Below are 12,845 nucleotides of genomic sequence, written 5' to 3'. Positions count from 1 at the left end.
GCCATGAAAATTTTATCTATACGTATTAAAAACTTGGCATCTTTAGCGGGTGAGCATTTTATTGATTTTGAATCTGAACCTTTAGCCAGTGCAGGTTTGGTAGCAATTATCGGCAAAACTGGTGCAGGTAAATCGACCATTTTAGATGCCATGTGTTTGGCGTTATTCAACGAGGTACCACGTCTTAAAAACAGCGATGGTAAACTTATTGATGTAGATGGGTCAGAACTCCTCACGAAATCAACACAAACAATATTGCGCCGTGGTACAGCCCAAGGCTTTGCCGAGCTCAGCTTTGTTGCTCAAGACCAAAAAGTCTATGCTGCACGTTGGGAAATTAAACGTGCACGTGAAAACCCAAACGGTAAATTGCAAAGTGTACAGCGTTCACTAAAATGCTTAACGGACGAAACAATTATTGCTAATCAAACCAAACAGGTTGAAAAGCATATCCCCGAAATTATAAAACTCAGTTTCGAACAATTTACCCGTACAGTACTACTCGCACAATCAGAGGTCACTGCTTTTTTAAAAGCACGTGATAATGAACGTGGAAAACTTTTAGAATATCTAACCAACTCTGAAATCTTCGCAAAAATTGGTCAATTGGCCTTTGATAAAACCAAAGAAATTGCCAATCAGCGTAAAGAGCTGGAAAATGTTTTAGGACATATTGAAATATTGTCTGATGAAGATATTGCCTTACACACGGCGCAATTTCAAAGCCATGCAGATACTTACCAAAAATTTGAAAATGAAAAGGAGCAACTGCTCAAACAGCAGCAATGGTTTCAACACAAAGATAAACTGATTGCGGATATTCAGCAGCGTGAGCAATATTTGGCTGTTCAGCAGCAGCAACTAGATACACTGCAGCCACAGAAGCTGCAATTACAGCAACTTGAAAAATTCGCCTCAATCCGTCCAAGCATCATTCAACGAAAAAATTTAAATACTGAAATGGTGGCGCTGCAGCCGCAATTGGCTCAAGCACAGCAGCAGTTCAGCACAATTGAAATTCAGTTTAATCATGAAAAAGCACAATTTGAACAAATTGATTTACAGCAAAAACAGCAGCACCAATTTGAAATTGATCATCAGGATCAAATTGAATCTGTACGTGCGCGGATTGCCGACCGCCGAGTGCTAGGTGATCAGCTCATTGCTGTAAAAGATGAACTCCAAAAACTTCAAGCCCAGCATGCCCCGCTACTTCAATCCGAACAGCAATTGCAACAAGTGCAGCAGCAGTTAGAACAACAGTTAGAGCAGCAAAATACCCTACTGCTGCAAACAGCACATTTTCAAGTTTTAGATGAAGCGCTGTCTGCACATCTCAGCCCTTTACAGCGCTTTATTCAAAGTTATGTGCAATTTGAGCAGCAATATGGTGATGTCGCGCAAGCTACGCAGCAAGTCGCTCAAAAACAGCAACAGCTTGAACAGCTTATTCAGCAATTTGGGCAAGACCAAGTGCTCAATTCTAAAATTACAGGCTTACGTACATCACGTGAAGACCTAATAAATCGTCTCAATCAGTTGGATGTCACCAAGAGTCATTGGCAGCGTTACCACGCTATTCATGTTGAACAGCAGCAAAAATTGCAAGAACAGCAAAAACTGCAAAGCGATCTCACACAGCATCAGCAACAATGCAGCACAGCTGAAACTGAGTTTCATACACAAAAATCGGCTCGAGAGAATTTGCAAACTGTGTTGCAGCAGCAGCGATTACTGCATGCAGAAAATATTGAACAGCTCAGAGCAAATCTAATTGATGGCGAAGCATGTTTGGTCTGTGGCAGCACCGAGCACCCTTATACACATAACCAAGATACGCTTTCCCATGAATTGTTAAAACTGCAAGAACAGCAGGAACAACAAGCGCTAGCGCAGGAAAAAGCAGCCTTTGATCTGTGGCAGCAACTGCAAAAAAAATACACACAGCAGTCCACTGCCTTTGAAGCCAATGCACAGCAACTCATTGCAATCAGCACGCAGCAGAGCAACGCCCAAATACAGCTTGAACAATCACTTCATGCACTGAACATCCCTTATGATTTAAGTGCAGATTTGAGCTTACTTGAAACAGCTGTAATGCATCATATTGAAATAACACAGCAGTCTTTGCAGCAAACCGAAGCTGATTTAAAAACCCATGAACAGGCGCAGCAAAACAGCCAGACTTTGTCTCAATACATTCAGCACACGACAAAGCAGCTGACCGATGTACAGCATGCAGAACAAAATATTCAGCCTATTTTGTCTTTACTCAATAACACTGAAAAACATGCATGGCAGCAGTCTACCCGAACCGCTGCTGAACAGATTTATCAGCAATTGCAGCAGCGCCTTCACACCTTAAAACAGCGTAATGAATTAAATACGCAACTGAATCAAATAACACAGCAGCTGGAACAGGCGAAACAGCACAGTAAATTCAGTCAAGAGAATATTACGGCAACTGAAAAACGCATTTCGACACTGTTAGAAGAAGGTAAACAAAATAGCGATCTTGCAATCCAAGCTATTTTTACCATGACCCAAGTGACTGTTGAAAAACCGCATGAATGGTTATTGCAGTTTGAGCAAAACCGACAACAGCTGCAAACTCAGTTTAATAAGGTGCGTCAACAGTTTGAGCAACTACGCCTAGCCTTTGATACGGCTCAAGCAGCACTGCAAAAATATCAGACGCAGCAACTACAGCTGCAAACACAACAAAATGCAGCCGCGCTGAGTATTCAACAGTGGTTAGCGCTGCATATTGATTTTAATGACACCCTGTTACAGCAACTGAGTGAAATTTCGCATGAACACGAGCTACAGCTTAAACAGCAAATTATCACGGCTGAACGTGCATATAGCGATGCACAATCGGCTAAAAAAACATTGGATGAGCAATTACAGCAGCACTTAACACTGCAGCCTGAAATCACATTTGAAGCTCTGCTTGCACAATTACAAAGCTTAGTAGAACAAATGACCCAAGTGATGGAACAGCGTGATGAAGTGAAACTCAAACTCGAAGTACATCAGCGCAACATCGCAAAACAGCAGCAATTTGCCGAACAGATTCAACAGATCCAATCTGAGGAACATCGTTGGAATAAGATTTCGAGCTTAATGGGCGATGCAACGGGCAAGAAATTCCGTGATTTGGCGCAGCAATATAACCTCGATCTTTTAATCGAGTATGCTAACCAGCAATTAGCGATGCTATCTCAGCGTTATACCTTAAAGCGCCTTGAAAACTCTTTAAGCCTAGCCATTGTCGATCACGATATGGATGGTGAAACCCGCTCTGTCTCTTCACTTTCAGGCGGTGAGTCATTCTTAACCGCACTTGCATTATCCTTAGCCATTGCGAGCATGGCATCAGGAACGACAAAAATCGAAAGCCTATTTATTGATGAAGGTTTTGGTACGCTAGATGCTTCAAGTCTGCACATGGTAATGAATGCACTAGATCAATTACAAAACCAAGGCCGTAAAGTGGTATTGATCTCGCATATTCAAGAAATGCACGAACGAATCCCAGTGCAAATTCAGGTCAATCCGATCGGTGCAGGTGCAAGTACCATTCACGTCGTGGGATAAACCAAGCATTACAAATCCCCTCCTTAGAAAAAGGAGGGTTAGGGAGGATTAAATTTATTATTGCTGCGAATAATCGCGTGCGCCAAACAATGCTGTCCCCACACGAACCATAGTTGAGCCAGCGGCAATCGCATCTGTCATATCACCCGACATGCCCATACTTAAGGTATCCCAATCTTCAGGTTTTGCATGCTGTACTTTGACTTGTTCAAAGAGCGCTTTGGCATCTTTAAAGGCTTGCGGATTGTTGGGTGCAGGAATCACCATCAAACCGCGTAAGCGTAAATTCGGTAATAAAGAAATCTGTGCCACCAAATCTGCAACTTCATTCGGCTGACAGCCATCTTTGGTATCTTGTGCATCTATATTCACTTGCAGACAAATATTTAATGGCGCTTGCGTTTCTTCTCGCTGACTCGATAAACGCTCTGCAATAATTAAACGGTCGACCCCATGCACCCAAGCAAACTTTTCAGCCAAATGTTTGGTTTTATTACGCTGCACATGACCAATGAAATGCCACTCAATCTCTAAATCTTTGAGTGCTTCAATTTTATCTAAAGATTCCTGCAAATAATTTTCACCAAATGCACGCTGCCCCGTCGCATACATTTCACGCAGCATTTCACTCGGATGCGTCTTAGATACCGCCAGTAACTGTACAGATTCACCAGCACGACCAGCCTTCAGACATGCCTGATTAATCTGCTCTAGTACCTGCTCTTTTGCGTGTTGAAGTGTATTCATTGACGAGGTTCTCATTTCATTCATCTTTTTTTCCTTTGCCCTTTAACTAACAGTTGGTTAAGCTGAGGGAAAGCCTTATTATTCTACCAAAATAATTAAGATTTAGACGTACTCGGGGATTTTATGGATATCACAGAATTATTGGCATTTTCGGCTAAAAATGGCGCTTCAGATTTACACTTATCAGCAGGTATGCCTCCACTGATCCGTGTAGATGGTGAAGTTCGTCGTATTAACTTGCCTGCATTAGAACATAAAGAAGTACACAAATTGGTGTACGACATTATGAATGACAAGCAACGCCGTGATTATGAAGAAAAATTGGAAACAGACTTTTCATTTGAAGTTCCAGGCGTGGCACGTTTCCGTGTGAACGCATTTAACCAAAACCGCGGTGCTGGTGCGGTATTCCGTACCATTCCATCAAAAGTGCTTTCAATGGAAGATTTGGGTATGGGGCAAATCTTTAAAGAGATTTGTGAATACCCACGCGGTATCGTACTGGTGACTGGGCCTACAGGTTCGGGTAAATCGACGACATTGGCAGCCATGATGGACTACATCAATGACAACCGTTATGACCATATTTTGACGGTCGAAGATCCAATCGAATTTGTACACCAATCAAAAAAATGCCTAATTAACCAGCGTGAAGTCCACCGCGATACCCACGGCTTTAACGAAGCACTTCGTTCAGCACTGCGTGAAGACCCTGACATTATCTTGGTCGGTGAGATGCGTGACCTTGAAACGATTCGTTTGGCGCTTACAGCTGCTGAAACTGGTCACTTAGTATTTGGTACGCTACATACCACATCTGCGGCTAAAACCATTGACCGTGTGATTGACGTATTCCCTGCTGAAGAAAAAGATATGGTTCGTGCCATGTTGTCAGAATCCCTACAAGCGGTTATTTCACAAACACTATTAAAGAAAAATGGTGGTGGCCGTGTGGCAGCGCATGAAATCATGATCGGTATTCCTGCAATCCGTAACTTGATTCGTGAAAACAAAGTCGCGCAAATGTACTCTGCCATTCAAACGGGTGCAAACTACGGCATGACAACGCTAGACCAAAGCTTAAAAACTTTAGTGTCTAAAGGCATCATTAGCCCACAAACTGCACGTACTGCAGCAAAACAGCCAGAATCTTTCTTATAAAAATTAGCATTATATTATTTGGGGAAACCTTATGGATTTTAACGGTTTGCTCGACTTTATGGTGGAAAAAAAGGCCTCTGACCTTTTTATTACTGCCGATGTCGAGCCGTCCATGAAAATTAATGGTCAAATTGTACCTATTGGCTCTACAAAACTGCCAGGTTCAACTGTTGGCCAATTATTAAATGCCATCATGAACGACAAACAGCGTAAAGAGTTTGCAGAAACACGTGAATGTAACTTTGCAATCAGCAACCCATCTAAATCAGCGCGTTTCCGTGTGAGTGCATTTCAGCAACGTGATGAGCCAGGCATGGTGCTCCGTCGTATTGAAACGATCATTCCGACTATGGAGCAACTCAAGTTACCGCCAATTTTAAAAGAATTAGCGATGACCAAGCGCGGTATTATTATCTTTGTGGGTGCAACAGGTACAGGTAAATCAACATCCCTAGCATCACTCGTAGGTTATCGTAACCAAAACTCAAAAGGTCATATCATCACCATTGAAGACCCGATTGAATTTGTACACGAGCATCAAGGTTGTATTATTACCCAGCGTGAAGTGGGTATTGATACCGATTCTTTTGAAATCGCACTGAAAAATACCTTACGTCAGGCACCTGATGTCATTTTGATTGGTGAGATTCGTTCACGTGAAACAATGGACTATGCCATTGCCTTTGCTGAAACAGGTCACTTGGTATTTGCGACACTACATGCCAACAACGCCAACCAAGCATTAGATCGTATCATTCACTTCTTTGAAGCAGATCGTCACAACCAATTGTTTATGGATTTATCGTTAAATCTAAAAGCCGTGGTTGCACAACAGTTGATTCCAACCATTGATGGTAACTCTCGCCGTGCCGCGATTGAAATTTTGATCAACTCACCTTTAATTTCAGACATGATCCGTAAAGGTGATGTACATGAAATTAAAGACCTGATGAAACGTTCTCGTGAATTAGGCATGCAAACCTTTGACCAAGCCCTGTTTGACCTTTATAAAGCCAAACAAATTAGCTACAAAGATGCACTCAAACACGCCGATTCACCAAACGACTTACGCCTACAAATCAAATTGTCTGAAGAAGGTGGAGATCGCTTAATGAATGCCAGCACCAACATTACCTTTGATGGTCAAGTGTAGGCGGTAATTTACTAAGACTCTGAAATTAAAGCACAAAAAAAGGCTGATCTCTCAGCCTTTTTTTGTGCTTATTGGATTTGATTTACACAAAGCTAAATCAAATCCAGTTTGGCATTATTTTTTACGGTATGCTTCTTGGCATGCTGGCGCATCACAATAACCATATAGATTTAATGAATGGCCTGTCAGTTCGAAACCGAATTTTTTCGCCACTTCGTGCTGTTCGTGCTCGATCACATCATTGGTAAACTCGACCACTTTGTTACAGTTTTGGCACACGATATGGTCGTGATGATCTTCCTGCATAATTTCAAATACAGAATGATTGTTTTCAAAGTGATGACGCTGAATAATCCCAGCAGCTTCAAACTGTGTTAACACGCGATACACAGTTGCTAAACCCACATCTTCACCTTGTTCAAGTAAAGTCTTATAAATGTCTTCCGCGCTTAAATGATGTTGTCTTGAATTTTCTAGTAATTCCAATATTTTAATTCGTGGAAGCGTAACTTTAAGTCCAGCTTTGCGTAAATCTTGGTTTGATATTGGCATGAAAAAAGGTCTCTCAACAAAATTAAAGTTGGAATAGGCAACAAACTTTAGATGCAGTATGATCTATCCTTGGATCAAATGCATCATAATTAATTTGGGATAGTGTAGCAAAATGCAAAAACTCATGCTGACGTTGTTCGTCACTTCATTGCTCGTAGGCTGTTCAACCTTGGGCGTTTATAAAGTTGATATTCCACAAGGAACGCCGTTAACTAAGGCGCAAGCATCAAAAATCCAAGTGGGTATGACATTCCAACAAGTTCGTTTTGTGCTTGGAAGCCCAACAATTACAGATCCAATGAATCCTTTGCGCTGGGACTACATCTACAATTATACCCCAGGAACCTATGCTAAAAAAGCGAAGATTCCTGCTGCATCTGGTCAGCATTTAAAAATTTATTTTAACCAAAACGGCATCGTCGAAAAAATCGAAGGTTTGGACACTATTCCAGAATCACAACCAGGTCTACCTGGCTCAAAAGAAGCAATTTTAACTGCACCGCCACTATAATCAGTTTCATATAAAAATAAACCCCTCTGTTGAGGGGTTTTTTTTATGACCATAATTGTTTAAAGCGATTTCCGCGACAATAACGACTGACCGGATTTTTTGCAGCCCGATTACGGCGTATCTCTTTTGGATTAATCGTTAATGCACGATAAATCTCAACGCGATCACCCGCCTGTAAAATTTGCTGATGATCTTTTAAACGCACACCAAAAATACCCAATTGAAGGTTTTCGGGGAGTTCTGTTTGTTGCTCAATCCCACTAAGACGAATCGCATCTAATGCAGTCATGCCTTCATTAAATGGGACTGAAATATGAAATTGAGCTGTCGGGCCAGCATAAGCCACCCAAATTTTTTGTACCGCCATTAGAGCATCCGACCTAATACAGCCACAATCGCCAACACAATCGATAGTGGAATAACAATACGCACCGCTATACGCCAAATATTATAAAACGCTTCATTTGAAAAATTCAGTGCTTTACGCAAATGGCTAATTTTCATAATCCAACCAACGAAAACCGCATATACCAAACAAATCACCAAGCCCCAGAGAATCAACACTGTGTTGAAAATAGGGCTAATACTTGGAATTGCCCAAATAAATACTGGAACCAGTATTACGAGCCACTGCACAGGCATTGCAATTTGGCGCTGCTGTAATTGTTCACGTGCTAAATTGAGCACTAAAGCTGCAAACATTGTTGCTGCAAATGCTAATGCATACGCAGGTACGGTTGTTTTGACAGCAAAGAAACCAAACGCAACAACTGCCAATAATTGTGCGAACCAAATAGGTAGTGCAGTTTGAGTTGCAGATTCTTGGCTTTGTGTTGCGAATAAACTACTTTGCCAATATAGGCCTAGCCCTAAACCACTCGCAACTAGAGCCAATACTGTTGCACTTCCCCATTCACTAAATTCAACAGGTGTAACATGCCATGCTGGAAGCTGTGTGCCCATAACATTGGCCAACACTAAAGAAGCCAATACACCTACAGCTGTTAGAAGTACCGTAATTTGGCGTGGGATAAAGGACAAAACAATTGCCAATACTGCAAGACCTGCCAATACAATAGGTGTTCCTAGCGCAGGAACTGCCGTAGCTTGTAAAAGCTGACTAATATTAGACAGTACACCACCCACCAAAAATGGAATAAAAACAGCAGCTAACCAGCCTGCCAAACGCCATTTCGCAGATGCATCTGCATCGCGTGTTAATTTAGATAATGCCTGTAAAGCGGTGGTATTTGAGCGTTTTGCAAGTGCGATTTCTAAATAGCACAATGGCAATGCTAAAATGAGCATTGTTGCAAGCCAGAGCAACCAGAAATCTAGCTGACGGTCAATTTGAATCCCCGTTATTGGCGCAAGAGTCGCAATAATAATAAATGAGACACAAAAAGCCATCAGAGGCGATAACCATTTTGACATAGCATTATCCTGCATGAGGCGTTCCTTTAAAAAAGCTAGCGCTATTTTGCCCTGCTCTGTCTGGAAAATCAAAAACAAAAAGCAAACCACCTTACGGTGATTTGCTGCGCTAAATCATTATTAGATTTTAGTTCTTCTTATCTCGTTCATCTTGAATTATGAGAAGAAGCGAGCGAACCAGTTTTTACCTTTTTTCTGTTCTTTTTCTTTAATGATTCCCATCATATTTTCTTTCACGGCGCCGACATAATCTGCATCATCGTGTTGAATATGATTAATGAGCCATTTAGATAATACTTCATGAAGTTCTGCTTCAATCGCGTGGCCCATATTAAAACGATCGCGATATGACTCAATCTTTTTAATAAATAAATCGTGTACACGTTTGTGTGGTACACGGTATTTATAACCCGCTTCTTCTTGAAGAGACTCTTCAAAGGTAAAATGAGACTGTGTATAGTCAATAATATTATTCAATACTTCTTGAATACGTGCACGATCCGTATTGGCATCTACACTATCAATTTCATTAATATAATCAAGAATACGTTTATGCTGATCGTCAATCACATCAATGCCAGTATTATATTCTGGAATCCATTTCATTTTCATTACGACCACCTACCACTTTTGAATTATTTATCACATAAAATTAATCATATAGCGAAATAGATTAAATAAAAATGAAGTGATTTACTCGGAATTATGTGTATTTAAAGTAATATTATGTAAATCATTGTTTATTATTGTTTTAATATTTAATCTTGACCACAAGAGTCAGATATTTTTTAATCAATTCAAGTATAAATCATATAAATAATTACATCTATTTTCAAAAAAACAGTCATTTAAAATATAGAGCTCAATTATTTTGAATATTGAATGCAATCAATAATGATCTGCCAATGTCACGCGACGCAAAGATGGATCTAAACGCTCACGCTCTAAACGCGCAATTTCACTCATAGCATGACGAATAGGCTTACCATGTTGAAAGAGAATCATCTCACCGGGTTTAAATGCCGTCCAAACTTCATTTTGAGTTAAAGGCTCTGTGGTAATAACTGCCACACGATCATCAGCAGTCGTCACTTCACTAAAATCGACTTCCACATCTAAATCAATTAACTGTGCAGGTTTAAATGGGTACTCACGTACCAACCAATGTAATTTGGTAATGGCATAGCTAAACAAAGCTTGGCCATTGGATAAACAGAAGTTAAACGTGCCATGTTCAGCAATTTGCGGAGAAATCTCAATGAGTACATCAAAGATTTGGTCTAAGCTGGGCTCTTCATAGCCAAAACGTTTAACCAATTGTTCGAGCAAATAACAAAAAGCCAATTCGCTATCTGTATTGCCTACAGGCGTAAAACGACCTGCTAATTCAGGTGAAAAATCATGTAAATCACCATTGTGAGCAAAAATCCATTGGCGCCCCCAAAGCTCACGACTAAATGGATGCGAATTTTCTAAATTGATTTTACCTTGGGTCGCTTTACGAATATGCGCAATCACATTGCGTGATTTAATTGGATAATTACGAATCAATTCAGCAATCGGTGATTCAACGGCGGATTGATTGTCTACAAATAAACGGCAGGCTTTATCTTCAAAAAAAGCGATACCAAAACCATCACAATGATCCGATGTAATACCTGCACGCTGAGAGAAACCACGGAAAGAAAACGTAATATCCGTTGGTGTCGCACAATTCATCCCTAACAGCTGGCACATAAGCGTCATCATCATAAGTGTGGTCAATGATAACGCTATTCTGCATGAGTCCTGAAACGATTACAAATAACAAAATCCATCACAGCTCGCTATTTTGAACGCTATTGCGTGATTTTTTGCTGAAAAATAAAGTTTTTTGCCATTTTGGCTACCTCTAAAAAAACAAAATAATCCACACAATTAAATTCTTGATCGTAATAGGCCTGTTGCGACAAAGTTGCCTGCATTTTTAAATACACATCAAACAATTTTGGAATACGTTCATCCTGCTTAAAGCTATATTGCGGATATGCAGGTTCATACGACTGTTGTGCCCGTATAGAATTCGTACCTTGCTTTAAGTTTTTTATAAATTGATGGGTGTAATAAGCCTGCGCTTCATTGCCCTTGAGCCGCACACTCACACAACCAATGACATATTTGGCTTTCATTTCCCACAATACCTTGGGGAGTAAGTTTAGCCACAACACAGACAATGCTTTGCCTGAACGATAGCGTGGATGCACACAGGTTCGTCCAATTTCCACAATATGCTCTAAATGGCCCAATTGGCTGGCTATATCAAATTCATGTTGACTATAGCTCTTTGTGACTAACTCATGGCCTTGTAAGCGCTTAATTCTGGTATACGCTACGATTTCTTGAGTGACTTTGTCACGTAATACGGCGTGTTCACAATTAAAATCATATAAATCTTGATCTAGCCCATTTGCAAAGTGCAAATTAAACTGTGCCCCAAATTGCATTGCTCTAAATTGTTGTACTTGCTGAAGGCCAGCTAAGTCTTCAACCCACTCAAAACTATAACTGGTTGCTTTGTGGTTTTTTTTATAAAAGGGTAAGGCAAAATTTTGACGGTACTGATTTAGTTTATCCAACATGTGCACAACCTCAGCTCTTTGACGTTGTTTTACACTAGGTGTACGCGATGACATTTTCATGACCACATAGCATTCTGTTGCAATTCAATCCTGCAAAAAAAGCTCCATCGAAATGGGGCTTTTTATATTTACGGCAGACGATCTTGAAGGCTTAAGCTTTTTTAGCAGCTTGACGGTTGGTAATTAAAGTACCCACACCATGATCAGTAAAAATTTCTAACAACGTTGCATGGGGTACGCGACCATCGACAATATGTGCACTTACCACACCACCCTTCACTGCATCTAATGCACAGCCCACTTTAGGAATCATGCCACCATAGATCACGCCCGTTTCAATTAAACGGTCAACTTCTTGTGTGCTTAAACCAGTCAGTAGGTTTTTGTTTTCATCCAATACACCGCTGATATTGGTTAACAAGATAAGTTTTTCCGCACCGAGTGCTTCAGCCACTTTACCCGCAACCAAATCTGCATTGATGTTATAGGTGTTGCCTTCTTCATCTACACCCAATGGTGCAATCACTGGAATAAAATCACCTTGCGTGAACATTTCCAAGACATCAGTTTTTACACCAACGACTTCGCCCACTAGACCTAAATCAATTTCTTTGATAGAACCATCTTCTGCCGTCTTCTGCATCAATAATTTCTGTGCACGAAGCAAATTACCATCTTTACCTGTTAAACCAATTGCACGGCCACCATGCTTATTAATCAGGTTCACAATGGACTTATTCACACTACCACCCAACACCATTTCTACAACTTCCATCGTAGCTGGGTCAGTTACGCGCATACCGTCAATACGGTCAGACTCACGGCCTAATTGCTTCAAAAACGAATCAACTTGTGGGCCACCTCCGTGAACCACAATAGGGTTTAAACCTACAGTTTTTAATAAAACAATATCACGTGCAAATGAGCTTTCTAGCTCAGGATCAGTCATTGCGTTGCCGCCATATTTTACAACCAGCGTTTTACCTGAAAAACGTTGAATGTACGGCAAAGCCTCTGTCAAAATCTGTGCTTTGTCGATGCCGGTATGCTGATGTGGCATTCGCCTCTC

12 protein-coding genes are annotated in these 12,845 nt (G+C 40.8%); 4 read left to right on the top strand and 8 right to left on the bottom strand.

Translation table 11 applies throughout. The annotated features are described in order from the left end of the window. The first annotated feature begins 3 nt into the window (after positions 1-3). On the top strand, positions 4-3,600 hold the full coding sequence (locus HYG93_RS12775; protein ID WP_178962532.1) for an AAA family ATPase: 3,597 nt from the start codon (positions 4-6) through the stop codon (positions 3,598-3,600). 57 nt (positions 3,601-3,657) lie between these two features. Here HYG93_RS12775 and HYG93_RS12770 read toward each other — a convergent pair whose 3' ends face one another. Beyond that, a complete protein-coding gene (locus HYG93_RS12770) occupies positions 3,658-4,347 on the bottom strand; it encodes a YggS family pyridoxal phosphate-dependent enzyme (protein ID WP_121532242.1) in 690 nt (229 codons plus the stop codon). A gap of 123 nt (positions 4,348-4,470) precedes the next feature. Here HYG93_RS12770 and HYG93_RS12765 point away from each other — a divergent pair, with 123 nt between their 5' ends. Beyond that, on the top strand, positions 4,471-5,508 hold the full coding sequence (locus HYG93_RS12765) for a type IV pilus twitching motility protein PilT (RefSeq protein ID WP_106985503.1): 1,038 nt from the start codon (positions 4,471-4,473) through the stop codon (positions 5,506-5,508). A 31-nt stretch (positions 5,509-5,539) separates the two neighbouring features. Further along, positions 5,540-6,661 (top strand): PilT/PilU family type 4a pilus ATPase, encoded by a 1,122-nt coding sequence (locus HYG93_RS12760; RefSeq protein WP_106985502.1) that lies wholly within the window; start codon positions 5,540-5,542, stop codon positions 6,659-6,661. A 114-nt stretch (positions 6,662-6,775) separates the two neighbouring features. Here the strand turns inward: HYG93_RS12760 and fur are convergent, their stop codons facing one another. Beyond that, positions 6,776-7,213, bottom strand: a complete 438-nt coding sequence (gene fur, locus HYG93_RS12755; protein WP_067766225.1) for a ferric iron uptake transcriptional regulator — start codon at positions 7,211-7,213, stop codon at positions 6,776-6,778. Positions 7,214-7,325: 112 nt separating this feature from the next. On the opposite strand from fur, the gene HYG93_RS12750 reads away from it, so the two are divergent. Beyond that, positions 7,326-7,724, top strand: coding sequence for an outer membrane protein assembly factor BamE (locus HYG93_RS12750; RefSeq protein WP_117006423.1), 399 nt, complete (start codon positions 7,326-7,328; stop codon positions 7,722-7,724). 43 nt (positions 7,725-7,767) lie between these two features. Here HYG93_RS12750 and HYG93_RS12745 read toward each other — a convergent pair whose 3' ends face one another. The 6 genes from HYG93_RS12745 to argB form a co-directional block, all read right to left on the bottom strand. After that, positions 7,768-8,091, bottom strand: a complete 324-nt coding sequence (locus HYG93_RS12745) for an RnfH family protein (protein WP_106985500.1) — start codon at positions 8,089-8,091, stop codon at positions 7,768-7,770. Further along, on the bottom strand, positions 8,091-9,173 hold the full coding sequence (locus tag HYG93_RS12740) for a hypothetical protein (RefSeq protein ID WP_117006422.1): 1,083 nt from the start codon (positions 9,171-9,173) through the stop codon (positions 8,091-8,093). Before HYG93_RS12740 ends, HYG93_RS12745 begins: the two co-directional genes overlap by 1 nt. Before the next feature lie 141 nt (positions 9,174-9,314). Beyond that, a complete protein-coding gene (locus tag HYG93_RS12735; RefSeq protein WP_106985498.1) occupies positions 9,315-9,770 on the bottom strand; it encodes a bacteriohemerythrin in 456 nt (151 codons plus the stop codon). Between the two features lie 276 nt (positions 9,771-10,046). After that, positions 10,047-10,895 carry a class II glutamine amidotransferase gene (locus tag HYG93_RS12730; protein WP_106985522.1) on the bottom strand — a complete coding sequence of 283 codons (849 nt, stop codon included), beginning with the start codon at positions 10,893-10,895 and terminating at the stop codon, positions 10,047-10,049. A gap of 101 nt (positions 10,896-10,996) precedes the next feature. Further along, positions 10,997-11,776 (bottom strand): GNAT family N-acetyltransferase, encoded by a 780-nt coding sequence (locus HYG93_RS12725; protein WP_121532240.1) that lies wholly within the window; start codon positions 11,774-11,776, stop codon positions 10,997-10,999. A gap of 151 nt (positions 11,777-11,927) precedes the next feature. Beyond that, entirely contained in the window at positions 11,928-12,836 is a 909-nt protein-coding gene (gene argB, locus HYG93_RS12720) for an acetylglutamate kinase (protein ID WP_117006421.1), read from the bottom strand. Between the last annotated feature and the right edge of the window lie 9 nt (positions 12,837-12,845).

Origin of the sequence: Acinetobacter sp. SwsAc6 (genome assembly GCF_013391565.1) — a bacterium.
Taxonomy (GTDB): Bacteria; Pseudomonadota; Gammaproteobacteria; order Pseudomonadales; family Moraxellaceae; genus Acinetobacter; species Acinetobacter cumulans.
Note: the sequence above shows the minus strand (reverse complement) of the source record. Positions and strands in the feature narration are given on the sequence as shown.